This window comes from Streptomyces caelestis, from assembly GCF_001279005.1.
GTDB lineage: Bacteria > Actinomycetota > Actinomycetes > Streptomycetales > Streptomycetaceae > Streptomyces > Streptomyces heliomycini.
In genome coordinates this window covers 212,840-239,694 of sequence record NZ_LGCN01000240.1, presented here as the reverse complement: position 1 = coordinate 239,694, position 26,855 = coordinate 212,840, and the positions used below count along the sequence as shown (strand labels likewise).

The 26,855-nt window shown below is 74.0% G+C and carries 20 protein-coding genes; 7 read left to right on the top strand and 13 right to left on the bottom strand.

The genetic code is table 11. The features are described from left to right. From ADK41_RS32665 to ADK41_RS32635, 7 genes are all read right to left on the bottom strand, one after another. Window positions 1-188 (bottom strand): RICIN domain-containing protein (locus tag ADK41_RS32665; protein WP_030824062.1); only part of this gene is annotated, 188 nt, incomplete at its 3' end. A 1,296-nt stretch (window positions 189-1,484) separates the two neighbouring features. After that, complete coding sequence (locus tag ADK41_RS32660) at window positions 1,485-3,890, bottom strand: glycoside hydrolase family 95 protein (protein ID WP_030824059.1); 2,406 nt, start codon at window positions 3,888-3,890, stop codon at window positions 1,485-1,487. A gap of 76 nt (window positions 3,891-3,966) precedes the next feature. After that, entirely contained in the window at window positions 3,967-5,025 is a 1,059-nt protein-coding gene (locus ADK41_RS32655; RefSeq protein ID WP_030824056.1) for an ABC transporter permease, read from the bottom strand. 2 nt (window positions 5,026-5,027) lie between these two features. Next, window positions 5,028-6,623 (bottom strand): sugar ABC transporter ATP-binding protein, encoded by a 1,596-nt coding sequence (locus ADK41_RS32650; protein ID WP_030824054.1) that lies wholly within the window; start codon window positions 6,621-6,623, stop codon window positions 5,028-5,030. A gap of 49 nt (window positions 6,624-6,672) precedes the next feature. Then, the gene (locus ADK41_RS32645; protein WP_030824051.1) at window positions 6,673-7,728 is read right to left on the bottom strand and encodes a sugar ABC transporter substrate-binding protein; all 1,056 of its coding nucleotides are present in this window, start codon (window positions 7,726-7,728) and stop codon (window positions 6,673-6,675) included. Window positions 7,729-8,604: 876 nt separating this feature from the next. After that, window positions 8,605-10,128, bottom strand: a complete 1,524-nt coding sequence (exaC, locus tag ADK41_RS32640) for an acetaldehyde dehydrogenase ExaC (protein ID WP_030824048.1) — start codon at window positions 10,126-10,128, stop codon at window positions 8,605-8,607. A gap of 102 nt (window positions 10,129-10,230) precedes the next feature. Then, a complete protein-coding gene (locus tag ADK41_RS32635) occupies window positions 10,231-11,508 on the bottom strand; it encodes a GAF domain-containing protein (RefSeq protein ID WP_030824046.1) in 1,278 nt (425 codons plus the stop codon). A 171-nt stretch (window positions 11,509-11,679) separates the two neighbouring features. Between ADK41_RS32635 and ADK41_RS32630 the strand changes: the two genes are divergently transcribed. The 3 genes from ADK41_RS32630 to ADK41_RS32620 all read left to right on the top strand — a co-directional run bounded on the left by ADK41_RS32630 (window position 11,680) and on the right by ADK41_RS32620 (window position 14,790). Next, a complete protein-coding gene (locus ADK41_RS32630; protein WP_030824044.1) occupies window positions 11,680-12,288 on the top strand; it encodes a TetR/AcrR family transcriptional regulator in 609 nt (202 codons plus the stop codon). Further along, window positions 12,285-13,292, top strand: coding sequence for a DMT family transporter (locus ADK41_RS32625; protein ID WP_199821911.1), 1,008 nt, complete (start codon window positions 12,285-12,287; stop codon window positions 13,290-13,292). Before ADK41_RS32630 ends, ADK41_RS32625 begins: the two co-directional genes overlap by 4 nt. 487 nt (window positions 13,293-13,779) lie before the next feature. After that, complete coding sequence (locus ADK41_RS32620) at window positions 13,780-14,790, top strand: hypothetical protein (RefSeq protein ID WP_030824040.1); 1,011 nt, start codon at window positions 13,780-13,782, stop codon at window positions 14,788-14,790. Window positions 14,791-15,072: 282 nt separating this feature from the next. On the opposite strand, the gene ADK41_RS32615 is transcribed toward ADK41_RS32620, so the two are convergent. Then, the gene (locus ADK41_RS32615; protein WP_030824039.1) at window positions 15,073-15,600 is read right to left on the bottom strand and encodes a hypothetical protein; all 528 of its coding nucleotides are present in this window, start codon (window positions 15,598-15,600) and stop codon (window positions 15,073-15,075) included. Between the two features lie 364 nt (window positions 15,601-15,964). Then, entirely contained in the window at window positions 15,965-16,900 is a 936-nt protein-coding gene (locus ADK41_RS32610) for a LysR family transcriptional regulator (protein ID WP_030824037.1), read from the bottom strand. Window positions 16,901-17,031: 131 nt separating this feature from the next. Between ADK41_RS32610 and ADK41_RS32605 the strand changes: the two genes are divergently transcribed. Further along, window positions 17,032-18,276 carry an MFS transporter gene (locus tag ADK41_RS32605; RefSeq protein WP_030824035.1) on the top strand — a complete coding sequence of 415 codons (1,245 nt, stop codon included), beginning with the start codon at window positions 17,032-17,034 and terminating at the stop codon, window positions 18,274-18,276. A gap of 85 nt (window positions 18,277-18,361) precedes the next feature. On the opposite strand, the gene ADK41_RS32600 is transcribed toward ADK41_RS32605, so the two are convergent. After that, window positions 18,362-19,243 carry an alpha/beta hydrolase gene (locus tag ADK41_RS32600; RefSeq protein WP_030824033.1) on the bottom strand — a complete coding sequence of 294 codons (882 nt, stop codon included), beginning with the start codon at window positions 19,241-19,243 and terminating at the stop codon, window positions 18,362-18,364. Between the two features lie 154 nt (window positions 19,244-19,397). Between ADK41_RS32600 and ADK41_RS32595 the strand changes: the two genes are divergently transcribed. Continuing rightward, complete coding sequence (locus ADK41_RS32595) at window positions 19,398-21,458, top strand: AfsR/SARP family transcriptional regulator (RefSeq protein ID WP_051843087.1); 2,061 nt, start codon at window positions 19,398-19,400, stop codon at window positions 21,456-21,458. 117 nt (window positions 21,459-21,575) lie between these two features. On the opposite strand, the gene ADK41_RS32590 is transcribed toward ADK41_RS32595, so the two are convergent. After that, on the bottom strand, window positions 21,576-24,392 hold the full coding sequence (locus tag ADK41_RS32590) for a SpoIIE family protein phosphatase (RefSeq protein WP_030824027.1): 2,817 nt from the start codon (window positions 24,390-24,392) through the stop codon (window positions 21,576-21,578). A gap of 431 nt (window positions 24,393-24,823) precedes the next feature. Here ADK41_RS32590 and ADK41_RS32585 point away from each other — a divergent pair, with 431 nt between their 5' ends. Next, window positions 24,824-25,081 carry a hypothetical protein gene (locus ADK41_RS32585; protein ID WP_030824026.1) on the top strand — a complete coding sequence of 86 codons (258 nt, stop codon included), beginning with the start codon at window positions 24,824-24,826 and terminating at the stop codon, window positions 25,079-25,081. 107 nt (window positions 25,082-25,188) lie between these two features. Further along, window positions 25,189-25,725: a 2'-5' RNA ligase family protein gene (locus ADK41_RS32580; protein ID WP_037803889.1), complete on the top strand. Its 537-nt coding sequence runs from the start codon at window positions 25,189-25,191 to the stop codon at window positions 25,723-25,725. A 139-nt stretch (window positions 25,726-25,864) separates the two neighbouring features. Here ADK41_RS32580 and ADK41_RS32575 read toward each other — a convergent pair whose 3' ends face one another. Together ADK41_RS32575 and ADK41_RS32570 are read right to left on the bottom strand one after the other, a co-directional pair. Continuing rightward, complete coding sequence (locus tag ADK41_RS32575; protein ID WP_037803827.1) at window positions 25,865-26,071, bottom strand: hypothetical protein; 207 nt, start codon at window positions 26,069-26,071, stop codon at window positions 25,865-25,867. A 339-nt stretch (window positions 26,072-26,410) separates the two neighbouring features. After that, complete coding sequence (locus ADK41_RS32570; protein ID WP_030824023.1) at window positions 26,411-26,755, bottom strand: hypothetical protein; 345 nt, start codon at window positions 26,753-26,755, stop codon at window positions 26,411-26,413. Window positions 26,756-26,855: the final 100 nt, after the last annotated feature.

Here is a 26,855-nt window from a genome sequence, read left to right as displayed (position 1 = left end):
TGCCATTGTTGGAGCAGTGCGCCGTCGTCGGGGACGCCGTTCTTGATCTCCAGGCACTTGTTGCCGGCGGCCACGCTGATCCGGTACGTCTGACCCGCGACCGGGGTGGCCGCGGTGGCCGTCGAAGCCGGCAGGGCCACCATGCCGAGGGCCATGACCACGGCGGTCAACGCGCCCCACGCGGCCATGGGTAACCAGTGAGGTCCCCCCGGCTGCCGTTTCTTCCTGTCTTTCCTGCGCACAGGTGTCTCTCCTTCGCTGTCGTGCCGATGACGTCCGGGCGATCCGGCCGGACGTTGATACAGAAGTGAGCGGAAGGCCTCTCGTCCGTGGCGACGAGTACGCCTCGACCGGACGGCGGGAGTGCAGGGGAGCGCTCCCATGTTTCCGTGCCGCACCCCGGCCGAAGGTTCCGGCGAGATGCGGCACGGCCGGTCGCAGAGGTGGTGTGCACCGCGGGCGGGGAACGGAGTGATCGTCGAAGTACCTGGCTTCCTCACTCGCGGACCACGGTGGTGGGGCGCCCTGTGCCCGGTCTGCTCCTGGCGGTCTTCGTTCTGGTTCTCCCCATGAAGGTAGAGATCCTATGTATCTGCCGTCAAGACTCACGTAAAAACCGTTGTTAAGGGGCAGACGGCCACTTTGAAGCTTTAATACATCCTATCAATGTGCCATTTCATTCAATGAGCGGTCGACATTGCGCATGTTCAGGCGTCCCGCGCCGAGGGCGCGTTCGGTGAGCTCCCCCGCAGACCGGCGATCCCGGTACGCCCAGCGCCCGGTGACGGTCGTGTACCGGTTCCACGACGGTGACCGCCGCGCAGCGCAGCCCGCTCGCGAGGGGATCGCCGAGATTCAGGATCAGGCTCGGAACGCACCGTCCGACGGAACGAAGCGCGGAATCGGCTCTCCCGGAGCGATGCGGCACCCCCGGATCGATCCCGCTGCGACTCGGCCGGCCCTCTGCCACGATGCCACCGGACCACGCACACAGCGCTGGACGGCCGTCGTGGCCGGCATCGTCCTCATCGCCGAACAGGCGGCACGGGCCGTGGCGGCCGGGGGCGCGCCGACGTCCCCCGGTCACGACGAACGACTCGTCGCCCGTCTCCGGACGCCGGGCGTGCCGGTGATTCCCGCCATGGCGGCCGAGCCGATGCGGGTCCTCTCCGCGGCCCTGGAGACCATGAAGCTGTTCCCCGCGAAGCCCTTGGGCAGCCGGACCGGGCGGCCGGCAGAAGCTCGGCGAAGCCGGCCCGAGGGGCGTGACGGGGCTGATCGACGCCTGTCGGCGGCTGTCCGTCGGTACCGGGCATCCGGCCGCCACCCGTATGCGAGGCCACGGCCGGCTCGTGTCCAGCCGGCCGTGGCCGCGGCCGGAAAAACCTCAGTTCGAACCCTCCGGCACGACTGACATGGGCGCCTTCGGCGCGCGCGGCGGCCACCGTCCTGGCACACATCCCGACGCGCGGCGTCCCGGGGCGTCAGCGCGGTGTGATCACGTAATCTCCGCCCTTCTTGGTCCTGAACACGGAGACCGCCTTCTCGGGGCGCCTCACCTCCGGCGCGGCGCCGTCGGCGGAGCGCACGGTGACCGGGACGGCGGTGCGCAGGCGTACGGTGCCGCCCTGGCGTGCCGACAGGCGGGCGCGGCGCAGCTCGCCGCCGCGCCAGGTGAGGTCGACGGTGAGGCCGCCGCGGGCGAGGAGGCCGGTGACCTGTCCGTCAGGGAGCTGTGGGGGCAGCGCGGGCAGCAGGTGCACCTCGTCGGTGTGGGACTGGAGGAGCCACTCGGTGACCCCCGCGGTGGCGCCGAAGTTGCCGTCGATCTGGAACGGCGGGTGCAGGTCGAAGAGGTTGGGGGCGGTGCGTTCGGGGGTGAGCAGGTCGGTGAGGAGCTTGAAGGAACGAGCCCCGTCCTCGGCCCGTGCCCAGAAATTGATCTTCCAGGCGAGGGACCAGCCGGTCCCCGCGTCCCCGCGCAGCTCGAGTGTCCTCAGCGCGGCCCGGAAAAGGTCCGGAGTACCGCGCTTGGTGATCTGGTTGCTCGGGTGCAGCCCGTACAGATGGGAGACGTGACGGTGGTGCTGCTCGGGCGCCCCGGCGTCCCAGTCGTGCTGCCATTCCTGCAGCTGTCCCTGCGCGCCGATCTTCATGGGCGGCAGCCCGGCACGTGCCTCGCGCACCCGCTGCCCGTACGGGGAGCTGATGCCGAGCGTGTCGCAGGCAGCGAGGTAGCCGTCGAAGAGGTCGCGCAGGATCTGGTTGTCCATGGTCGGCCCGGCGCACGCCGAGACGCCCGGGTGGTGGGCGTTCTCGGGGGACACGGACGGGCAGGTGACCAGGTGCCCGGTGGTGGGGTCGGGCACGAGCGCGTCGAGGAAGAAGCGGACCGCCCCTTCGAGTACGGGCAGGCGCCGGCGGAGGGCGGCGCGGTCGCCGGTGAAGCGGTAGTGCTCCCAGACGGAGGTGGCGAGCCACGCGCCACCGGTGGGCCACATGCCCCAGAACGCGCCGTCCACGGGCGCGGTGCCGCGCCAGACGTCGGTGTTGTGATGGGCGACCCAGCCGTCCGCGCCGTACTGCACCCGCGCGGTTCGGCGCCCGGCCTCGGCGAGGTCGTCGAGTAGGGCGAAGACGGGCTCCCAGCACTCCAGCAGGTTGGTGGCGGGCGCGGGCCAGTAGTTCATCTCCGTGTTGATGTTGATCGTGTACTTGGAGTCCCACGGCGGGGAGAGCTCCTCGTTCCAGATGCCCTGGAGGGTGGCGGGCTGGGTGCCGGGCCGGGAGGAGGCGATGAGCAGGTAGCGGCCGTACTGGTAGTGCAAGGTGACCAGGTGCGGGTCCTCGCCCCCGGCGAAGGCGGCCACCCGCTGGTCGGTCGGGAGGGCGGCCGCCTCCGTGGTGCCGAGGTCCAGCGACAGCCGGCCGAAGAGCGCACGGTGGTCGCGCACGTGCCGCGAACGCAGCTTTCCGTACGGGGCGCCCGCCGCGGCGTTCAGCGGCCGCTCGGCGCGGGCCCGGTGATCGCCGGAGGCGTCCCGGTAGTTGTTGTAGCTGCTGCCCACGGACACCAGCAGAGTGACCGCGTCGGCCCCGTCCACGGTCAGTGTGCCGTTCTCGCTGCGGACGGCGCCTCCCTCGCTGTGCGCGCGGACCAGGGCGCGGAAGCGGACCTGGCCGGGGACGCCCTCCCTGGTCTGCCCGGTCCCCTCCAAGGCGGCGGTGATCCGGTCGGGGGAGGACGTCTCGGCCTGCTGCGGACTGTCGAAGGCCGCGGTGAACGACAGCGCGCCGGGGCCGTCGGCGGTCAGCCTGACCACGATCACCTGGTCGGGGTGGCTCGCGAACACCTCGCGCCGGTACGCGACGTTGCCACGGGTGTACGTCGTCGTCGCCACGGCCGTGTCCAGGTCCAGCTCGCGCCGGTAACCGGTGACTTCGCCCGCGTCCATGCCCGCGAAGCTCAGACGCAGGTTGCCGACGGTCTGGTACATGAGTTCCCCGAGGGGGTCGCCCATGAACGTCGAGTCGATCAGTTGCTGGGCGGCGGCCCGCTCGCCGGCGAAGACCCGGCGGCGGATCTCGGGAAGGCCGGCCAGTCCCCGGGGGTTCGCGGGTTCGTACGGGCCGCCTGCCCACAGGGTGTCCTCGTTGAGCTGGAGCCGCTCGGTGTCCGGACCGCCGAACACCATCGCGCCGAGGCGGCCGTTGCCGAGTGGTAACGCTTCCAGCCACTGTGCGGCCGGCTTGTCGTACCACAGGACGAGGCGGGACGCCTCCGGGGCGGACCACGGGGCCGCGGACGCGGTTCGGGCGGTGAGGGGCAGCCCCACGGTGAGGGCGGCCGAAGTGGCCACCGAGGTGGTGAGGAAGCCTCTTCGTTGCATGCGAAAGTCCTGCCTTCCTGGCGGTGGTGTCTTTCCTCGTGGTGAGGGCGGGAAAGGGCCGGCGACCGGCAGGGCGCTACTCCTGCTTCTCGCCGGAGGCGAAGCGGGAGATGACGAGGGCGACGATGATGATCGCGCCGTTGAGGAACTGGTTCCACAGCGGCGGAACCCCGGCCAGCGTCATGACGTTGACGACGAGCTGGAGGGTGAGTACGCCGGTGAGCGCGCCGAAGACGGATCCCTTGCCGCCGTTGAGGCTGACGCCGCCGATGACGGTCGCGGCGAACACCTGGAAGATCCAGCCGTTGCCCTGAGTGGCGGAGACGGACCCGTAGTGCCCGCTGTAGAGGATGCCGGCGAACGCGGCCAGCAGGCTGCCGAGGATCAGCACCGCCCACACGATCCGGTCGACGCGGATGCCGGCGGTGCGGGCGGCCTCCGCGTTTCCGCCGATCGCGTACAGCGCCCTGCCGTGGCGCAGCCACGCCAGTGCGCTGCCGCCGAGGGTGAACAGCGCCAGGCAGATCCAGATCGCGGCGGGTACGCCCAGCCAGGACGCCCTGCCCAGATAAGTGAAGGAGGACGGCAGCTCGACGATCGACTGACCCTCGGACAGGGCGACCTGCAGCCCGCGCAGCATGGTCAGCATGCCGAGCGTGACGATGAAGCCGTTGAGCCGCAGTCTCAGGATCAGGAACCCGTTGACGGCGCCGATCACGACCCCCACCAGCAGGCAGAGCGGAACGGCCGTCCACTCGGGCAGCAGCCCCAGGCCGGTGAACCGCGCGCCGCTGGTGGGCAGGACGAGCCAGACGGCGATCACGGGCGCCACACCGATGGTGGACTCGAGGGACAGGTCCATCCGCCCCGCGATCAGGATGAACGCGGTGGCCAGGACCAGCAGGCTCAGCTCGGTCGACTGCTGGGCCACACCGATGAGGTTGTCGGCGGTCAGGAAGGCCGGCGAGACGATGAAGCCGATCAGCCCCAGGGCCAGGATGACCGGGACCAGGGACAGTTCACGAAAACGGCCGAGGCCGGGCCCGAGGCCGAGCCCGCGCCGGGCGTCCTCGGCGGCGGCTGCCCGCCCCGTTCCCGCCGCCGCGGATTCGGTGACGTCCGTGGTGGAAGACACGACTACCTCCCGTGCACATCGGTGGCGAGGGATCCGGACGTCGCGGCGGCACAGGGAGCGCCGGCCACACCCTCCATGGCGGCCACCACCTGCTCGTCCTGCCAGCCGGGGCCGAACTCGGCGACCACACGCCCGTGGAACATGACGAGGACCCGGTCGCACGCCTTGAGGTCGTCCAGCTCGTCGGAGACGATCAGCGCGGCCTTGCCCGCGTCGGCGACCCGCCGGATCCGGTCCAGGAGGAACTCCTTCGACTTGACGTCCACCCCGTTGGTGGGGCGGATGGCCACCAGTACCCGCGGGTCGGTGGCCAGGGCGCGGGCGACGACGACCTTCTGCTGGTTGCCGCCGGAGAGAGCCGACACCGGAGTGGCCGCGCCCGGAGTCTTGATGTCCAGATCCTCGATCATGCGCTGGGCGAAGCGGCCGGAACGCCTGGGCAGAACGGTGCCGAACGGGCCGAGCTGGCTGGTCACGGTGAGCGTGGCGTTCTCGGCCACGCTGCGGTGGTGCACCAGTCCCTGCAGGTGACGGTCCTCGGGAACCAGCCCCACCCCCGCCGCGAGCGCCGACGGCACGCTGCCGGCGTGCACGGGCCGGCCGGCGACCGTGATGCCGCCCGCCTCGGCCCGGTGCAGTCCGGCGATGGCCTCCGCCACCCGTACGTTGCCGCTCGCCGCCGCGCCGGCGAGCCCCAGCACCTCACCGGCGCGGACCGACAGGGACAGGTCGCGGCAGCCGTCCTCGAGCGTCAGCCCCTCGACCGTCAGGACGTCCCCGGCCCCGGTGCCGGAGCCGCTCGGCACCGCCACGCGGGCCGGTCCACCGGCCGTGGGCTCCCCGGTCATGGCTTCGACGAGGGCCCGGTGGCCGAGCTCGGCGACGGGCGCGGTGAGGATGTGCGCGGCGTCCCGGTAGACCGTGACCGTGCCGCACAGCTCGTACACCTCCCGCAGGTGGTGCGAGATGAAGAGGAAGGCGACCCCTTGCCGGCGAAGGGCGCGGAGCTTGTCGAAGAGCCTGCTGATGCCGCGCGCGTCGAGTTTCGCGGTCGGCTCGTCCAGGATGATGAAGCGGGTGCCGAAGGACAGCGCCCGCGCGATCTCGACGAACTGCCGTTGCTCCACGGTCAGGTCCCCGGCCCGCGCGGCGGCGTCGACGTCCACGCCGTACTCCGCGAGGAGTTCCTCTGCGCGCCGGTGCAGTTCCTTCCAGCGGATGGGCCGGAGCGCTCCGTCGCTCTGCCGGTTCAGGAACAAGTTCTCGGCGACCGTCAGGCCGGGGATGATGGTGGACCGCTGGTAGACGCAGGCGACCCGGGAACGCCAGGCGTCGATGTCGCCGACGGCGGGTGCGGGCGCGCCCGAGAAGCGCAGGGTGCCGGTGTCGGGTGCCTGCAGCCCGGTCAGGACGGACACGAGCGTCGATTTGCCGGCACCGTTGCGGCCGACCAGAGCATGCGCCTCACCGGGGGCGACGGTGATACGGGCGTCGCGCAACGCCACGGTGGCGCCGTACCTCTTGCTGATGCCGGTCGCCTCGGTCACGGGGACCGGCTCCCCGCTGCCGTGCGCCGGGGCGGTGGCGGTGTCCGCCATGTGGATACCGTCCTTGGTGGTGAGGTGGGGAGGAGGTGCAGGGAGAGGCTCACTGGCCGACGGAGTTGCCCCACAGGGCCTTGTCGTCCACGTTGTCCTTGGTCACCAGAGGCGCGGGCAGCTGGTCCTCGAGACCGCCCGGGATCTCGATGATGGTGGAGCCGTGGTCGGTCCTGCCCGGCTCGAAGGTCCTGCCCTCGGCCGCGGCCCGGGCGTAGTACAGCGCGTACTCGGCGTAGAGGTCGGCGGGCTGGGAGACGGTGGCGTCGATCTGCCCCTTGCGGATGGCGTCGAGCTCCTGCGGGATGCCGTCGTTGGAGACGATGGTGATGTGGTCCTCGTGGCCCGTGGGCTTCAGCAGACCCTTCTGTTCGAGCAGCGCCAGGGTCGGCTGCAGGAAGACACCACCGGCCTGCATGTAGACGCCGTTCAGATCGGGATGCTGGGCGAGCAGGTTCTGCAGTTTGGCGGAGGCCACGTCCCCCTTCCAGTCGGTGGGCAGTTCGAACACCTTGATGTTCGGGAACTTCTCCCTCATGCATGCCGCGAACGCCTCGGAGCGGTCCCGCCCGTTGATGGAGTCCAGGGCGCCCTGGAGTTCGGCCACCTTCCCCTTGCCGCCCAGCCGTTCGCCGAGGAACTCGCAGGCCTTGGTCCCGTACGCCCGGTTGTCGGCGCGTACGACCATGTAGACCTCGCCCTTGTCGGGCCGGGTGTCGACGCTGACGACCGGGATCCCCCTGGCCGCGAGGCTGTCGAGGGTGGACGCGATCGCCCCGGTGTCCTGCGGGGCCATGACGACGGCCTTGGCGCCGCTGTTCCGGAAGACCTGCACGTTGGCGGCCAGTTTGGTCACGTCGTTCTGCGAGTTGCTCAACGGCAGGGCGTTGACGCCGTCGGACTCGATGCCCTTCTCCAGATACTGCGCGTAGGAGTTCCAGAAGTCGGAGTCGGAGCGGGGCAGGTCGATGCCGATGGCCGGCTTGTCGCCGCCCGCGCCCGTGCTGTCGCGGTTGCAGGCGGTGGTGAGGGCGAGGGCCGCGATGACGGCGCCGGCGGCCGCGGCGGTGGATCGGGAACGGAAGCGTGTACGGGCGAGCTTCATGGCCGGTGTTCTCTCCTTGGCCGGACGGGAGCCGCAGGGCGGCCGGGACGGGGCTGGAGCGGAGCACGGGGCGATCGGCGAGCGGAGCGTGCGAGGGACCGCGCGACGTCTCGACGCGCATGGCGTTCAATGGCCGTGCACAACGGCCATTGATTCCTCCGATGTCTTCGCGGACATGCAGGACGTTACGATGGCGTCACCGAACATGACAAGACTTCGTCAAGGCGCAATTGGAAGCCGGTGCATCGGGCTCCCGGAAGGCAGGGTGCGCCGTCGGGCAGTCATCCGACGTCTGTCGTTGTGTTGCTCTCTTACATCCGATGACTGCCGACGGGGCCCAACGCGGCCGACGAAGGCGGTACGGAACCGGCCGGTCGCCGCGGGGACGGACGGAGGGACCGGGACGCCGTCCGCGTTGATCACCACGGTGTGGCGACGCGCCTTGCCGGTGCCCGTTCCGGACCGGATCTCGGGCACGTCCCCCTTCGCCGACTCGTCGTCCGCCGATCCCGCGGACGGCCTCGCCGACGTTGTCCCGCAGCGGCGATCGAGTCGCCTCTCCCCATCAGCGATCGGGTCGTCGCGGGGCTTTTGGCGGCAAAGTCCTGTAAGCCGTCCGGCGACTCGGTCCCCACCGCTCCACCCGAAGCCCCCGGGTCCTCCGGTCCTGCGAATGAGCCGGAGCGGGTACGCCTCTCGGGGACAGACGGCCTCTGGCGGGACCTCGACCCGTAAACGCCCCGGAACCGATGGTCAGAGCTGGGACACGGGCGGGAGACGCCGGGAGTGAGGGTGTGTTTCCGCTTGCTGCACGGATGCGCTTCGAGAAAGGCGCCTGCCGGACGTCATCCCTGGGCAGGCGCCCTTCTCCTGCGCTCAGAAGAAGCCCAGTTTCTTCGGCGAGTACGACACCAGCAGGTTCTTCGTCTGCTGGTAGTGGTCCAGCATCATCTTGTGCGTCTCCCGGCCGATCCCGGACTGCTTGTAACCGCCGAACGCCGCGTGCGCGGGGTAGGCGTGGTAGCAGTTCGTCCAGACGCGGCCCGCCTGGATCGCGCGCCCGGCGCGGTAGGCCGTGTTGATGTCGCGGGTCCACACGCCCGCGCCGAGGCCGTACGACGTGTCGTTGGCGATCCTGATCGCGTCGTCGAAGCCGTCGAACGAGGCCACCGAGACGACGGGACCGAAGATCTCCTCCTGGAAGACGCGCATCCGGTTGTCGCCCTCGAAGATGGTCGGCTGCACGTAGTAGCCGCCCTTCAGGTCGCCGTCGTACTCGGCGCGTTCGCCGCCCGTGAGGACCTTGGCGCCCTCCTGCCGGCCGATGTCGATGTAGGACAGGATCTTGGCCAGCTGCTCGCCGGAGGCCTGCGCGCCGATCATCGTGTCGGTGTCGAGCGGGTGTCCGGGCCTGATCAGCTCGGTGCGGGCGACGGCCGCGGCCAGGAAGTCGGGGTAGTTGCCGCGCTGGATCAGCCCCCGGGAGGGACACGTGCACACCTCGCCCTGGTTCAGCGCGAACATCGTGAACCCTTCGAGGGCCTTGTCGCGCAGCTCGTCGTCCTTCTCCCACACGTCGTCGAAGAAGATGTTCGGCGACTTGCCGCCCAGCTCCAGCGTGACCGGCTTCAGGTTCTCCGCCGCGTACCGCATGATCAGCCGCCCCGTGGACGTCTCGCCGGTGAAGGCCACCTTCGCCACCCGCGGACTCGACGCGAGCGGCTTGCCGGCCTCCGGGCCGAAGCCGTTGACGATGTTCAGCACCCCCGGCGGCAGCAGGTCGGAGACGAGGCTCAGCCAGTAGTGGATGGAGACCGGCGTCTGCTCGGCGGGCTTGAGGACGACCGTGTTGCCCGCGGCGAGGGCGGGCGCGAGCTTCCACGTCGCCATCAGGACCGGGAAGTTCCACGGGATGATCTGGGCGACCACGCCCAGCGGTTCGTGGAAGTGATAGGCGACCGTGTCCTCGTCGACCTCGCTGAGCGAGCCCTCCTGGGCGCGCACGGCACCGGCGAAGTAGCGGAAGTGGTCGACGGCCAGCGGGATGTCGGCCGCCAGGGTCTCCCGCACGGGCTTGCCGTTCTCCCAGCTCTCCGCCACCGCGAGTGATTCCAGGTCGGCCTCCATGCGGTCGGCGATCTTCAGCAGGATGTCGGACCGCTCGGTCGCCGGCCTGCGCCCCCAGCCGGGCGCGGCCGCGTGCGCCGCGTCGAGCGCCGCCTCGACGTCCTCCGCCGTGCCGCGCGCCACCTCGGTGAACGGCAGGCCGTTCACCGGGCTCGGGTTCTCGAAGTACCGCCCCGCGACCGGAGGTACGTACTCGCCGCCGATGAAGTGGTCGTAGCGGGACTGGTAGGAGACGATCGCGCCCTCGCTCCCGGGCGCCGCGTAACGGGTCATGCGGAACTGGCCTCCTTCGTCAGCGCCGCCCGCCGTTGGGCAGCTCTGCGCCGGAGCGTAAGGAGGCGGACGTTGCAACCACGTTGCGGGAGAACGGCGGTGCTACCGGTCCTCGCGGCGGGCCCGGCCCCCCGGGGCCCCCAGCTCCGACTCGAGCGCGGCCAGACGGGCCCGGTTCACGGCCGTCGGCCGGACCGCGGCCAGCGCCCGCCACACGTCCACGTCCTCCTCGCCCCACGGAGCGTGGACCCAGTCGGCCAGCAGATCGGGGTCCGGGCGGGCGAGCAGCGCCGCGCGCAGGCCGTCGGCGAGGCGGCGCCTGAGCCGTACGACCGCCGGGGCCCGGGAGGCGGGCAGCAGCGGGCCCGGGTAGGCGGCCAGAGCGGTGGTGACCGCGCCGGCCGTCATCCGGCGTTCGACGACGGCGAGGTCCGACTCCACGGACACCGTGAGCCGGTAGGGCCGCGACGCGAGCAGCCCCGGCCCGAGCACCTGGCGCAGCCGGGCGAGCTCCGCGCGCAGCGTCACCGGTGTCACCGACTCGTCCTCGTACAGGGCGCACAGCAGCTCGTCACCGGTCAGGCCGTCGGGACGCCCGGCCAGCAGGACGAGGATCTCGCTGTGCCGACGGCTGAGCCCGAGTCTGCGGCCCTCCGTCGTCAGCACCGCCCGGTCGCGGCCCAGCGCCGCCAGTCCGGGCCCGCCGGCGGCCCGGCGTCCGGGGACGGGCAGCGCCAGCCGGTACTCCGCCGCGCGTGCCACGGCCTGCACGAACCCCAGGCTGTGCGGATGCGCGAGGCCGTTCCCGCCGGTGATGTCCACGGCGCCGAGCAGCCGCCCCGTGCGGGGGTCGTGGACCGGGGCCGCGGCGCACGTCCACGGCTGCACGCGCCGCACGAAGTGCTCGGCCGCGAACACCTGGACCGGACGGCCCACGGCGACCGCCGTGCCCGGCGCGTTCGTCCCCACCGCGCTCTCCGACCACCGGGCGCCCGGCACGAAGTTCATCCGCCGTGCCTGCCGCAGCGTCGACGCGTGCCCCTCGACCCACAGCAGTCTGCCGCGCGCGTCGCACACCGCCAGCAGGTGCCGGCCGTCGGAGGCGAACGTGCCCAGCAACTCCCGGAACAGCGGCATCACATGCGCCAGCGGGTGCTCGGCCCGGCGGGCCCCGAGGTCACTGCCCGTCAGTTCGACGTCGGCGGCGCCGTCCGGGTGCACCCCGGCGCGCGCCGAGCGCCGCCACGACTCGGCGACCACGCCGCGCACCGGGCGCGGCACCGTACCGGCCTCGGTGAAGGTCTCGTGCGCCCGGTGCAGCACGCGTACGCGCTCGGCAGGGTCGGCTCCTGGCTCCAGGGCCACCCAGGGATCGGTCATCACGGCCTCCCGCAGGGCGATGCGCTGGGGGACATCGTCGCCCGGTGCGCGCGGGGCGACAACCGTCTCGACGAGCGCGGCCCCGCGGGGCGCGAGGGAGGCGGCCGCCGGAGAAGGCGCCCCGCCACCTCTTGGGTAGACTGACCTACCTAGTAAAAGGGAGGGACCACGATGAGCGAGACCGGAACGGCGGCGGAGCGCCCCGGCACGCGACGGGGGACCGCGCGTGAGAAGCTGCTCGCCGCCGCGGCACGCCGCTTCTACGCGGACGGCGTGGCGGCGACGGGCATCGACACGATCACCGCCGAGGCGGGCGTGGCGAAGATGAGCCTCTACAACAACTTCTCCTCCAAGGCCGACCTGGTGAGGGCCTACCTCGACGCACGGCACGAGGAGTGGCTGGACCTGTACCGGCGCCGCCTGGAGCGGGTCCGGGACGGCCGCGAGGGGGCGCTGGCCGTCTTCGACGCGTACGCCGATCACGCCGCCCGCGCCTACGAGTACGGGTTCCGGGGCTGCGGGCTGCTGAACGCGGCCGCCGAGCTGCCCGCCGGGGACGAGGGCAGGGCCGTGGTGCGCCGGCACAAGGAGGAGGTCGAGTCCCTGCTCGCCGGCCACCTCGAGGAACTGCTGCCCGGACGGCCCGGGGAAGCGCGCGCGGTGGCGGAACACCTGGCGTTCCTGCTGGAGGGCGCGATGGCCCGCGCCGGCCTGGAGGGCGCGGGCACGCGACTGGAGCACGCCCGGGCGATGGCGGCCGACCTGCTGGACCGGTTGTGACCCGGCGCCGGACACACGGTGGCACGACGGGCGCCGGGGCGGTGTGCGTCCTGGTGGCGTCGGTGCTGTGGGGGACCACGGGCACCGCCGCGACCTTCGCCCCCGCGGTGGGACCGCTCGCGATCGGGGCCGTCGCCATGGGTCTGGGCGGTCTGCTCCAGGCCCTCGTCGCCGCTCCGCGCATCCGTCGGGAAGCCCCCCGGCTGCGCGCGCACAAGGGGGCGGTGCTGCTCGGCCTGGTGTCGGTCGGGGCCTACCCCCTGGCCTTCTACTCCTCCATGCGCCTGGCCGGGGTCGCCGTCGGCACCGTGGTGTCGATCGGCTCGGCCCCGCTCGCCTCGGCCCTGATCGAGCGGGTCGTCGACGGACGCCGCCTCACGCGCCGCTGGACGACCGGCGCGGCACTGGGGCTGACCGGGACGGTGGTGCTGTGCGCGGCCGAAGCCTCCGGCGTCCACTCGGCCCCCGGGGCCGGGACCGCGGGGGAGACCGTGCTCGGCGTGGGACTCGGCCTGGCGGCCGGGCTCACCTACGCCCTGTACTCCTGGGCGGCCCACCGTCTGATCAGCCGCGGTGTCACCTCCGGCGCGGCCATGGGGACGGTCTTCGGCCTGGGCGGCCTGCTGCTGCTCCCGGTGCTGCTGGCCACCGGAGGCCCGCTCCTCGCCTCCTGGTCCAACGCGGCCGTCGGCGTCTACATGGCCCTGGTGCCGATGTTCGTCGGCTACGTCCTGTTCGGCCGGGGCCTCGCGCACGTCCCGGCGAGCACCGCGACCACCCTCTCGCTGCTGGAACCCGCCGTCGCCGCCGTCCTGGCCGTACTCGTCGTCGGCGAACGCCTGCCCCCGTCGGGATGGGCCGGCATCGCCCTGGTCGTCGGCTGTCTCGCCGTGCTCACCGTGCCGACCCGCACCGCGGCGAGGCCACGGGCGACCGCCACGGGCGCGGACGGCGCCGTCCGTCCGGACACCGCCGCGCTCGCAGGGCACGCCGAAAGCCCCTGAGCCCGAGAGGCCCGGGGCGGCCGCCCGGCGGCCCTGGAGGAGACGCCACGGTTGCCGAAACGGCAAGGCGCGCGACCGTACGCGGGTCGCGGCGGTGCTCGCCACCGTTCGACTCGACGCGGCTGCGCGGGGCGAGGAGCGTGAGGCCGGGCAGAACGGGTTCGGTGAAGCGGCGGACCGTCTCCGCGCAGGTTCCCCGGGCGGGCGGGCGCCTGCCCGATGAGGACGGCCGGGGCCCGCGTGCGCGACCGCGGGGCCGTACCGGCCTCGGTCACCCGGGCCGACGGCGGGCGGCCGCGCGTCCCCACCGCTTCGCCCGCCCTGGAGGCCCTGCGGCCGGTCCGGTCGTCATGACGGCGCCGTGCCGGGCTCCGGGCGGCGGTCGCCCCGCGATCCCGGTCCGCCGCCGGGCGGTGCTGACCGCGCGGTGATCCTCGTGGCGCAGCAAGATGGGACGAGAGGACCGGCGAACCGGGGAGGTGCGGTGATGGACGAGCACGGCGAGAACGACGAGGCGCCCGTCGAGGAGGGCGACCCGTACGACGGCGACCCCGAGGACCTCGAGGAGTACACCCAGCCGGAGCCGTACGACGAGGAGCCGGGCTCCTACGAGGTGGAGGACGCGGCCGCCTCCCGCGGGACCGCCGCGACGGCCGACGCGGACCCCGATGTCTTCCTGGACGTTCCCCTGCTGAAGGTCGACGAGATCGACCTGGACGTCGAGAACCTGCGGGCGCACGTCTCCCTGCAGACCGAGGTGCTGGATCTGCTGAGGCTGAGCGTGGGCGCCGACGTCACCCTCGGCCGCGTGCACCTGGGCATTTCGGGCGTGGAGGCACAGGCCCAGCTCAGAGTGCGTCTCGACAACGTCGCCATGATCATCAACCGGGTGCTCACCACGCTCGACCGTAATCCGGAGATCCTGCGTGACCTGACACGAGGGGTCGGATCCGCCGTACAGGACGTCGGCGGCGGAGCCCGCCAAGCGGTGGGTGAGCTGGGCACGGGCGCCGGGCGGGCCGTCCAGGACGTCGGCCGGGGCGCCGGGGGCGCCGTCCGGGACGTGGGCCGCGGTGTCGGCTCGGTGACGGAGGACGTCGGTCGAGGAGCGGGCGCGGCCGTTCGGGAGGTGGGCCGTGACGTCGGACGCACGGTGGAGGACGTCGGCGCCGGAGCGGGCCGGGCGGCTGCCGGCCCGGTCGGCGAGGAGGCCGGCGACATCGCCGGGAGCGTGGTGGGCGAAGCCGGGGAGGTGGCGGCGACGGCGGACGAAGCCGCCCGGAAGGGCGGCCGTGCCGCCGCGGACGCCACGGGCGGCACCGTACGCCGGACCGAGCCGGACGCACGGGGCGCGCGCGGGCCGGGGGACGGGCGCCGGGACCGGGCCGCCCGGAGCGAGAGCGGCACCCGCAAGCGTCGGGTGCGCGCCGAGGACGGGAAGCCGCCGCCGCGCCCCGCTCGCCGCCGCACCACCGGTGAACGGGAAGAGCCGCCCTGAACGGCGGCGGAGAGCGCGGTGCGCGACATCTCGTTCCGGTCGACGGTCCACAGCGAGCGTCTCCGTTTCACGGAGGAGCCCCGTACGGCCGTCCGCTTTCCGGGCGTCGGGGAGCGGGAGTCGACGAGCCACAGCGATCGCGACCATCTTCCCGAGAAGGTCGTGCCGGGCCGGGACTACCGTGACGTCACGGTCGACTACCGCCTGGAAACCCGGCTCACCGGGGAGCCGGAGCACGTCCGCGGCGGCCCCGGCGGAGCCGGTCGCCGACGGTCACGGCCGCTACTTGATCAGGGCGTTCGCCGCGATGATCACCAGCCCGATCAGCATGTCGGCGGTCCCGGCCCGGACTGAGGCCGCCCACCCGCGGCCCGCCCTGCGCGCCGTCCACGCGCCCCAGCCGGCGAGGAGCAGGGTGTTGAGCACCAGGGCGGTGTTCACCGCCTGGCTCTCCGTCCACCAGGAGGGCATCGCGGTCAGCAGCAGCACGACGGTGGGGAGGGCCGCCACGACGACGGGCCACTCGGCGGGCATGGCGCGCAGTCCGATCCCGGCGCCGTCCGCCGACATCCGGTGCGCGACAACATGGGCGTAGCCGTGGGCGGCCGCGGAGGCGAGGGCGGTGAGCAGGACCCACAGCGCGTCGGAGCCGGGCTCGTCCGCCTCACCGGGAGAATCGAGCGCGGCGGCCAGCGCACTGGCCGGCACCAGTCCGTAGACGCCGCTGAACAGCGTCGTCTCCGACGGTCGCCGAGACGCCGCCCGTCGCGGGGTGGCCGGCCGGTGGAAGCGGTGGGCGCGGTGAGGCATCGCCACCCCCCTCGCCGGGGACGCCGGACCCGGCAACACGGCACGGCTCGGACGGGTGGCGCCGTGCCGATGAGGCCCGACCGTTCTCCGGGGCCGCCCGTCGAGAACGCGAGACGGCCCGGGTGCGGGACTGAGTCCGTGTGCGTCCAGCCCCTCGCGGACACGGGGGTGCTCGCCCTCCCGGCCGTGGTCCCCGGTCCGGACACGGCGGTGGTGACCGAGCGGGCCGTGGCGTCCGGCCGGCGGGACGGCCCGCGCACCGTCGGCGGCTTCGCGGCGGGGCCGCTCATCCGGGGTGTGCGCACGGCGGCCGTTCCGGAGGAGCGGTCCGCACCGGGCTTCCACGGCCCGGGGAAGCGGTCGTTCAGCGCGGTGTCACCCAGCCGGGCGTCCAGGTCCCGGCGCTGTCGTGGCCGGCCGATGCGGCGGCGAGGTGGGCGCGGAGCACGTCCAGCGCCGGGTGGGGATTGTCGCGGTGCCACAGGAGCGAGTGCGGGTAGACGGGGGTCGGGTCGGTGACCGGGATGCGGCGCAGGTCGTGGCCGGCGGGCCAGACGAGGCGGGTCCGCCCGCCCATGAAGGTGGCCAGGGCGGGGGTGTCGGCGACGGTGTCGAGGAGCGCGTCGGAACCGAAGTTGGGGCCGGTCGCCTCGATGGTGAGGCCGAACTCGGCGACGAGGTCGTCGTAGTAGGCGGCCCATTCGGTTCCGGGGACGACGCCCGGCATCCAGATCCGGTGCCCGGCGAGCCGGGCGAGGGGCACCGACCGGGCGCCCGCCAGCGCGTGGCCGGGGCCGGTGAGGAGCTGGAGCGGTTCGTCGAGCACCCTGACGGACGCGATGTCCTCGGGAAGGGGCCGGCCGGGCGCGGCGACGGCACGGAAGGACGCGTCGACGGCACCGGACCGGATGGCGGTGACGGCCTTCTCGATGTCGAACAGCCACACCACGTCGAGCTCGATCTCGGGGTGGGCGCGGTGGAAGGCGCGCATCAGGCCCGACGCCGCACCGCGCGAGGCGATCACGTCGACGCGCAGCGGACGGCGGCCGGGGCGCACGGACGCTTCCGCGCGCTCGGCGACGCGCAGCAGTTCGCGCGCGTGCGGCAGGAAGGCCTGCCCGTCGATGCTGAGCCGGGCGCCGCGGGCGGTGCGGGTGAACAGGCGCACGCCGAGGTCGCGCTCCAGCGCGGCGACGCGCTTGGAGACGGCCTGCTGGGTGATCGCCAGTTCGGCGGCGGCCTCCTGGAACCGCCCCGCGTCCGCGGCGGCGACGAAGGTCCGTACGGCGTCGAGGTCCACGTCGGCACCCTAGTGCCACAACCGGTGGTTGTGGTCCGCGGGTCCGCGGTTGTTTGATCCCCGGCCACGGCCCTCGCTTGGATGCTTCCGGTCGCGGATCGGTTGTACGGGTGAAGGCGGGGAGCGTCGGCATGGGGAGCGGAAACCGGCTGGGGCGGCGGTTCGGGTGGCTCTGGGCGGCGTACGGGACCAGCGCGCTCGGCACCTGGCTCGCCTTCGGCGCGTTCCCCCTGATCGCCGTCCAGGTGCTGCACGCCGGACCGGCCGAGGTCGCCGCACTGTCCTCCGCGGGGGCCGCGGTGGGCGCGGCCGCGGCCGTGCCGCTCGGCCCGTGGGTGGAGTTCCGCCGCAAGCGGCAGGTGCTGATCGCGACGGACCTGACGCGGTTCGCGGCGCTGCTGACGGTCCCCGCCGCGTTCGCGCTCGGCGCGCTCACCTTCCTCCAGCTCCTTCTGGTCTCGGTCGTCGTCGCGGCGGCCGACATCACCTTCCGCGCCGCCTCCGGCGCCTACCTGAAGAACCTGCTGCCGGCCGAGGACCTGCTCGCCGCCAACGCCCGGTTCGAGTCCACGTCCTGGACGATCACGATCGTCGGACCGCCGCTGGGCGGCGCGGCGATCGGACTGCTCGGTCCGGTGGCGACGGTGGCGGCCGACGCGGTCAGCCACCTGCTCTCGGCCCTGTGCATCCGCGCGACGGGCGGGCACGAGCCGCGGCCCGGGCGCCGGGAGGCCACGCGCACGCGCGCCGAGGACCTGCTCGACGGATGGCGGTACATCCTCTCCGACGCGGCCCTGCGGCCGCTGTTCTTCAACACCGCCCTGTTCAACGGCCTGGTGATGGCCGTCCAACCGCTGCTGGTCGTCCTGATGCTCGGACCGTTGGGGTTCGCACCGTGGCAGTACGGCCTGGCCTTCGCCGCGCCCTCGATCGGAGGGCTGCTCGGATCGCGGCTGGCCCGGCCGCTCGTCACCCGGTTCGGGCAGCACCGGGTCCTGGCCGTGGCCGGGTCGCTGCGCGCGGTCTGGCCCGTCGGCCTGGTCTTCCTGGGGCCGGGCGTCGGCGGGCTGCTGCTGGTGATCGGCGTCGAGTTCGGGCTCATCCTCTGCTGCGGGGTCTTCAACCCCGTCCACGCCACCTACCGCCTCCAGCGCACGGTGACCGACCGGGTCTCCCGCACCCTGACCGCCTGGGCGGTGACGACCAGGGGTGCGACCGCGCTCCTGACGGCCCTGTGGGGCGTGCTGGGCAGCCTGCTCGGCCCGCGCACGGCCGTCGGACTGGCCGGCGTGCTCCTGCTGGCGACGCCCCTGCTGCTCCGCCGCCTCGACGCAGCTCTTCCCCCCGCGCCGGAGCCGACGCGGAAGCGCGCCTGACGGGCCGGCACACCCCTCGCCGCGCACGGTGGCGCGGCGCCCGCTCCCGCCCTCGGGGCCGGGGGAGCGGGCGGGGCGGTGGGCGTCAGCGGTCGTGGAGGGCCCGGATCTCGCCGGCGACCAGCCCGGGGTCCTCCTCGGCCATGAAGTGGCCGCAGGAGACCGTGCGGTGCCGCAGGTCCCCGGCCCAGGCGCTCCACAGCCCCTGGGCGTGGTAGCCGAGTGCCGCGCCCCAGTCCTGCTGGAGGACGGTGACGGGCATGGCCAGCCGGTTGGCCGCCTCCCGGTCGGCGGTGTCGTGGTCCACGTCCACGCCGGCCGAGGCCCGGTAGTCGGCGACGACGGAGGGCACGGCCGCCGCGGACGCCGCGAGGTAGTGGTCGCGGACGTCGGCGGGGATCGCGTCCGGGGTGTTGGTCCAGGTGTCGAGGAAGTGACCGAAGAAGGCGTCGGCGGATGCCGCGATCATCTGCTCCGGCAGGCCCGGCGCCTGGGCCATCAGGTACAGGTGGAAGCCGACCGCGCCGGACACGCCGTGCAGGGCGTGCCACATGTCGAGGGTCGGCAGGACGTCGAGGAAGAGCGCCCGGGACACGGCGCCCGGGTGGTCCATCGCGGCGCGGAAGGCGACGAGGGCGCCGCGGTCGTGGCCGGCCAGGGTGAAGCGGTCGTGCCCCAGTGCGGCGGCGAGGCGGACCACGTCCCGGGCCATGGTGCGCTTGGAGTAGACGTCCGGGCCGCTCTCGGCGGGCTTGTCGCTGGCGCCGTAGCCGCGCAGGTCCGGGCAGATGACCGTGTGGTCGGCGGCGAGATCGGCGGCGACGTGCCGCCACATCAGATGGGTCTGCGGAAAACCGTGCAGCAGCACGACCGGAGCACCGCTGCCGCCGACGGCGGCGTTCAGTGCGAGACCGTCGTCGACCGGTACGCGGTGCTCGGTGAATCCGGGGATGCTCGGGTGGGTCACGGCGGCTCCTGCGGCTCGTGGCAGAGTGGACGTTCCGGGCCCGGCGGTCCGGGTCGTCCGGGGACGTCACCCAGGCTGCGGGCTCCGGATCAGCGATCGATGAGTGCAGACGCGGCGCCCCCGGGGACGGCGCCGCCCTCGAAGGGACCGTGCCGTGGGTGTGCAGTTCGGACTGCTGGGGCCGGTCGCCGCCTGGGACTCCGACGGGGTCCCCCTGCCGCTCGGCGCGCCCCGCCACCGGGAGGTGGTCGGACGGTTGCTCGTCGCCCGCAACCGGGTGGTCCCGGTCGGTCGGCTCGTGGCCGACCTGTGGGAGGACGAACCCCCGGCCGGCGGGATCGGCGCACTCCGCACCTTCGTCGCGGCGCTGCGCCGGGCCCTGGAACCCGGGCGCCTCTCCCGACAGCCGTCGCGGCTGCTGGTCACCGACGGCCCCGGCTACGTGCTGCGCGCCGGGCGCGAGGCGGTGGACGCCTGGAGGTTCGAGGACGCGGCCGCGCGGGCCGCCGGGGCGCCGCCGCACGCGGCGGTCGCCCTGTGGGACCGGGCGCTCGCCCAGTGGCGCGGGCCGGTCCTGGCCGACTTCCCCGCCGCCGCGTGGGCCGCCGCGGAACGGGCCCGGCTGGAGGCGCTCCGCCTCGACGCGGTCGAGCGTCGCGCCGACGCCCTCCTGGCCACCGGCGCCGCCCGCAGCGCCGTCGTCGATCTGCGGGCCCACGTCGCCGCACACCCGGGGCGGGAGGACGGATGGGTGCTGCTGGTGACCGCTCTGGACCGGTCCGGCCGTCACGGCGAGGCGCTGGAGACCCTGGCCCATGCCCGCCAGGCCCTCGCCGGCGCCTACGGACCGGACGCCGGAGCCGCCCTGGCTCGCACCGAGGCCCGCGTCCTCGGCGGCGCCACCGGCTCCGCGACCGAGCCGACCGGGGCGGCGGACGGCGTCTGGAACCGCACGGCCGCCGCGTGGGACCGCTCGGTGCCCGCCCGCTCCCGGGCCCGGCTGCACGCCACCGCAGGCCTGCTGCGGGACCTCGCGGTGACCGGCGCCGCCGGCCTGCGGGAGGCCCGCGAGCACCGGCGCGAGCTGGTCGCCGCGGCCGAGACGACCGGGGACCCGGAGCTGGCCGCGAGGATCATCGGTTCCTACGACGTGCCGGCGGTCTGGACCCGGGCCGACGACCCCGCGGGCGCCGGTGAACTCGTCCGGACCGCCGCCCGCGCCGCCGCCCGGCTCGGCCCCGGCGGACCGCCGGCGCTGCGGGCCCGGCTGCTGTCGGTCGTCGCCGTCGAGTCACGCGGTGACGCCGCGGCGGACGCACCGCTTCCCCGGGCGGCCGCCGCGGCCGCCACGGAACCCTGGCGGCTGCGGGCCGAACGCGCCGCCGAGGAGGCCGTCCGCCTCGCCCGCCGCCTCGGCGACCCCGCGGTGCTCGCGTTCGCCCTCAACGGCGCCTTCATGCAGTCCTTCGCCACCTGCGGATCGGCCGCCCGCCGGGACGCTCTCGGCGCCGAGCTGACCCGGCTGGCCGTCGACCACCACCTGCCCGGCCATGAGGTCCTGGGCCGCCTCGTCCGTCTCCAGGCCCTCGCCGGTCTCGGCGACCTCGCGGCGGCGGACGCGGAGGCCGATGAGATCGACCGGCTGGCACACCGCGACGAACGGCCGCTCGCCGCGGTGTTCACCTCCTGGTACCGGGCCCTGCGCACCTGCGAGACCGACGGATGGACCGCGGCCCGCCCCCGGTACGCGCAGCTCCTCGCGGAGACCGCGGGCCACGGCATGCCCGGACTCACCCGGGGGATGGCCGTCCTCGTCGCGCTCGTCCCGGTCATGCGGGGCGACGCCGCGCCCGACCCCGACGACTTCGCCCGCCTCGACGCCGGCCCCTACCGACCGTGGCTCGATCCCCTGCTGCTGGCCGCCTCCGGCGCCACCGAGCGAGCCCGGCAGGCACTCACGACGGTCCCCCGCCCACCCCACGACCTCCTCCAGGAGGCGCTCTGGTGCGTACTGGCCCGCACCGCCGCGGCCGTGGGACACCAGGAGGTCCTGTGCCGTGCCCGTGACGAACTCGCCGCCGCCGACGGCGAGTCGGCCGGCGGCGGCAGCGGCCTGGTCTCCTTCGGTCCGGTCGCCCGCCATCTGCGGGCCGCCGACGCGGCCCTCGGCGCGCGGGACCCGTCCTTCAGGGGATCGGCCGACGGCGGCGCGTAGAAGCGGCCACGACGCGCGGGACGGCTTCTCCCGTTCTCCCGCGTCGGTCGCTGCGCGAGGCGATGCGGCCGCTTCACCGGCGGACGGCCCCAGGCCGCCGCCGCTGAATCCGGAAGGTCAGCCGAGGTCGTCGAACATGGCCAGCAGCGCCTGCTCGTCCGTCTCCGGTGCGGGGCGCCCCGGCTGCGGCATCTGCTCGGCCCACACCGTTTTGCCCTGCGGCATGTAGCGGGCGCCCCAGCTGCTGGTGAACTGCGCCACCAGGAACAGGCCGCGCCCGCCTTCCTCGGTCATGGCCGCCCGTCGGATGCGCGGAGAGGTGTTGCTGCGGTCGGACACCTCGCAGATCAGCGAGTCGTCGCGCAGCAACCGCAGGCCCACGGGCCCCCGGCCGCCGTACCGCACGGCGTTGGTGACCAACTCGCTGACCACCAGCCCGGTGTTGAAATCCAGCTCCGACATGCCCCAGGCGGCGAGCTGATCGCGGGTCACCGCCCTGGCCCGTGCCACGACCGAGGGGTCGGACGGAAACTCCCAGGTCGCCACCCGGTCCTCGGGCAACGCGTGCACACGGGCCAGCAGGAGGGCCACGTCGTCGTGCGGGCTGCCGGGCCGGAGGATGTCCGCGACCCGGTCGCAGACGTCCTCCAGCGCCGGACCGCCGCGACTCAGCGAGGCCAGCAGCTGCCCGGTACGCGCGTCGGTGTCCCCGTAGCCGCGATCCTCCTTGAGCAGACCGTCGGTGTACATCGCCAGCAGGCTGCCCGCGGGCAGGTCGACGGTGGCGGACTCGTACGGCTGGATCCCGCCGAGCCCGAGCGGGGGACCGCTGGGCAGGTCGACCAGCCGCGCCCGCCCGCCCGGTGTCAGCACGGCGGGCGGCGGATGACCGGCCCGTGCGGCCGTGCAGCGGCACGACACCGGGTCGTACACCGCGTACAGGCAGGTCGCCCCCGTCGCCGGGTCCTGTTCGTCGGCCGACTCGTCGGGAGTGCGGCTGACCAGGTCGTCCAGGTGGGCCAGCACCTCCTCGGGCAACAGGTCCAGCCCGGCCAGCGTCCGCACCGCCGTACGCAGCCGGCCCATGGTCGCCGCCGCCTGCAGACCGTTTCCGGGCACGTCCCCGACGACCAGCGCCACGCGCAACCCGGACAGCGGGATCACGTCGAACCAGTCCCCGCCCACGCCGGCCCTGGTGTCCGCGGGCAGGTAACGGGAGGCGAGCTCGGCGGCGCCCAGCCGTGGCAGGACATGCGGGAGCAGGCTGCGCTGCAGCGTCAGGGAGGCGTGGTGCTCCCGGCGGTAGCGGCGGGCGTTGTCCACGCTGATCGCGGCACGGGCCGCCAGTTCGCCCGCCAGCGTCAGGTCGTCCTGCTCGTACGGCTTCGTCCTGCCGCGGCGGTAGAAGCTCGCCAGGCCCAGGACGGAGCCCCGTGCGGACAGCGGCGCGCCCAGGTAGGAGTGCACGCCCCCGCCGAGCAGGTCGACGGGGTGCGCCCGGCCGGCCGGCGACCCGGACAGGGCGGCGGTCAGCACCGAGTCCGTCACCGGCTGCCCGGTCTCCAGGCACCGGGCCTGGGGCGTACCGGCGGGGTAGCCGGTCGGCTCGTCCACGCCGCCGGCCGGGGTGTCGCGGGAGTCCTCGCCCGCCCAGATCGCCACCCGGCGCAGTGCCGCGTCCGGGCGCGGCCGCCCGGGCGGCGGCTCCTCACCCGCCAGGACGCGTTCCAGCAGATCGACGACGACCAGGTCGGCGAAGCGCGGCACGGCGATCTCCGCCAGTTCCTCGGCGGTACGCCACATGTCCAGGGTGGTGCCGAGCCGTACGCCCGCCTCGTTCAGCAGGGACAGCCGCCCGCGCGCCTCGGCGGCGAGCCGTCCCACGCCCGGCTCGCCGACCAGCAGCAGCCATGCGTCGCCCGGCGCGGCGTGCGGCTCCGTCGCCGCACCGGGCGCGTCCGCCCCCGCGGCGGGACGGTCCAGGAGCGGCACGTGACGACCATCGGGGGCGACCGCGGTGACCGGGCCCGGCGCCCCCGTGCCCGGGGCGTCCTCGAAGCTGACCTCGACCGCCGCGCCCTCCGCGTCGCCGTGGTGCAGCTCCCGGCGGCGCAACACGGCCACGCGGCTGCCCGCGAGCGGCACCTCGGCGAACGCCTCGCCGTCCGAGGAGATCAGTTCGACGGCGCGCTCCAGCAGGATCAGCCGCTCCTGCGAGGCCAGCGGGGGCGGTGGTCCGCCGCCCCGGGACAGCTCTCCCGAGCCGAGGTCCAGCTCGGCGTGCCGGCCGCGCTCCCTGGCCCGGCGGAAGGAGCGCATCAGCTCCAGTTCGCGGGACGTGCTCAGCTCCAGCAGGCGTTCCCCGATGCGGTCGGTGGCGTTCTGCAGGACCAGCGCCATGCCGGGGTCGGCCAGCGCCCGGGGCACGGAGAGATTGACCGCGCCCCGCACGGTGCCCCCCACCGGGTCGCGCACCGGCGCGGCCACGCAGGTCAGCTCCTGGAGACGGTGCAGGAAGTGCTCGTGGCCGACGACCATGAACGGCGCCCTGGTGCTCAGCACCATGCTGACGCTGCTGGTCCCCATGAACCGCTCGTCGACATTGGCGCCCGGCACCAGGGAGGCGGCGTCCATCAGCTCCAGCCCCGCCGGGCCGCCCCGCCGGTCCACGATGTTCGCCCGTGAGTCGACCAGCGCCACGGTCACCGGCACGCCCGAGAACCGTTCGCAGAGGCGGTCCAGCACCGGTGCGGCGGCCCTGATCAGCCGGGAGTCGGGATCCAGGTCCCGCTCGACCGGCAGAGCCGCCCCCTCGCGGTCGATGCCGAGCGACTGCGAGCGCTGCCAGGAGGCGAGGATCTCCGGACGTACTCCGGCGACCGGCTGCGTCCGGTCGCCGTGGCCACTGCCCGGGGGGGTCGGATACGGGTCCACAGGATTCAGGGTAATCGGGCAAATGGGACACGCGCTCGGTCGCGGGCGGTGCGGGGTCGAAGGCCGGGGGCCTGCCGGGACACGGACCGTCGTGCTGTCGTACGGCCGGTCCTGCGCGGGAGCGCCGGCGCAGCCGTCACGTCGTGCCGCCCGCTCCTTCTCCTCCGTCCGCCGCCGCGGGCGGCCGCGACCGCCGTCCTGCTCCGGACGCCGATGCCGGGCGGCGGGCGTGCCTGCTCCATGTGGCCGCAAGCGCTGGCAGTCGTGCGGGCGGGCGACTGTGATGGGCGCGGAACCGACGTGCCGACGGCGGTGCTCCGGTACGACGCACGGTGGCCCGGGCGGGGACTCGCGGCGCCCGTGTCCGTCCCGGCCCCGAGGTCCGGGCCCGCCGTCCCGACGCGGCCGGACAGGAAGAGCAGAGGTGTGACATGGACAAGTCCCAACTGGCCCGGGCCGGCGTGGACAAGGCCGCGCAGAGGGGTCACGACATCCGCCAGGAAGACGCGGAGCAGCTGATCGACGCCCTGTTCGGCACGGTCGACATGGCGGGCGTGATCGCCGAGGCGCTCAAACGCGAGGAGACGGTGGTGGCCGGCAGTTTCGGTCGCTTCCGCACCGACGGGGGCTCCGCCTCCTTCCAGCCGGGCAAGGCCCTGACCGAGTACCTCCACGGCACTGCCCCGTGACCGGGCCCGGCGCCGGCGGCCGGGCCCGGCCACGGGGCCCGGGCGGTACGCCGGCGCCGGCCACCCGCGGTCCCGCCCCGGCCCCGTAGGCTGGCGTCGTGCGCACCGTGGAACTGCTGCCCGACACCGCCACCGAGACGCACGTCCGGGAGATGTGGCGCATGATGGCCGCCGCGGGACTGCCCAGCCTCGCGGAGCACCGGCACCCGACCAATCGGCCCCACATGACCCTCGCGACATGCGAGGACCTCTGCCCCCCGGCCAGGGCGGAGCTCGCCACACTCCTCGACGGCGGACTGCCCGCGCCGTTCCGGCTGGACGGACTGCTGCGCTTCGACGGACGTACCCGCGTGCTCGCCTGGAGCGTCGCCGCGGACGCGGAGGTCCTCGAACTGCACCGACGGGTGTGGGAGGTGCTCGCCTCCACCACGGGGCGCCTCAACCCGCTGCACGCTCCGGGACGCTGGATCCCGCACGTGACGCTGGCCCGGTCGCGCCGCGCCTCGGCGCGGTGGCCCGAACACCTTCTGCCCGCCGCGCTGCGCGAACCCCGGGAGGCGACCTTCACCGGCGCGCGCAGCTACGACTCCACGACGCGTACGGTCGAGGGCCTCGGCGGTGAGGACCACCCGCCGGCCGGCTGAGAAGGCGGCGGGACGCACCGCCGGCCCCTGCGCACGGAACTTCCCGCCCGGGGACCATTGGATGCCGGCCTTCCACGACGCGGCGCGCGACCGAGCGGTGGAAAGCCGGACCCGCCGCACGTGGACGCCGGGGGCGTGGTCAGCCGAGACTGCTGCGCAGCCGGACCACGGCGGCCTGCAGATCGTCGAAGGCCTGCTGTTCGTGACGCGGAGTCGTGCGCGCCGCCGGCAACAGGCTGTCGCGCGTCGCCCGGGCCCGGGCGTAGGCGTCGAAACGGGTGACGACGTCGTTGACGAGATCGAGGGGCGGGGGAGAGGGGACGTGAGGTCGGTCCTGGTACGGCATGACGGGTCATTTCGTGGCAGAGGGGGGCAGGGTCCGGGCGTGGGGTGCCCGGAAGCGACGGACCGGGACGCTGGGCGCGGTACCGCGCGGGTCGCTGTGGACCGTACGCGGACGCATCGGCCCGTCGCATGCGGGCAGGTCGGCAACCTGGCGCGCCGCCACATTGCCGGAGCCCGGCATGGTGGAGCGCACGCCCGGCCCGGCGTGCGCCGAGCAGCCGTAGGAAGGGATGAGGGACCCGACCGTGCGGGAGGGGCGGTGGAGTCCGACGTGAAGGGCGCCCGGGCGGGGCCGCCCACGAGAAGGTGAGCACCCTCTGCGCCGATGTGCCGGGCGTGTCTAGTGAAAGGTGCGGTGGGCCTGCTGCGGCGGCTCCCCGTGCTCCTGGAACTTCTTCCAGACGCCGTAGGCCGCCGTCACCATCACCCGCCACTCCCGGCTGCCCTCCCACCGGGCGTGCCTGCGCACCGCCTCGTCCTCGGGGAGCGCGAAGCACACCTCCATGCCGTCCTCCGGGACGGCTCCCGTCGCGTCGCACTCCCGGAAGAGCCGTTCCGCCGGGGTGAACAGCATCCAGCCGCGCCGTCCGTCGTCGGGCACCAGCCAGGAGTACACGAACCCCTCGCCCGCATCCTCGACGAAGGCGTCGGCGACGAGCCGTACGCCGATCGACGCGACCCCCATGATCCGCCCTCCTCGGTGCCCCTGCGCGACGGGGCGCCGGTCAGCTTATGCGGACCGCTGCCCCGGACCCGGTGGGGGCGTGCGCGGGGCCGGGCATGGT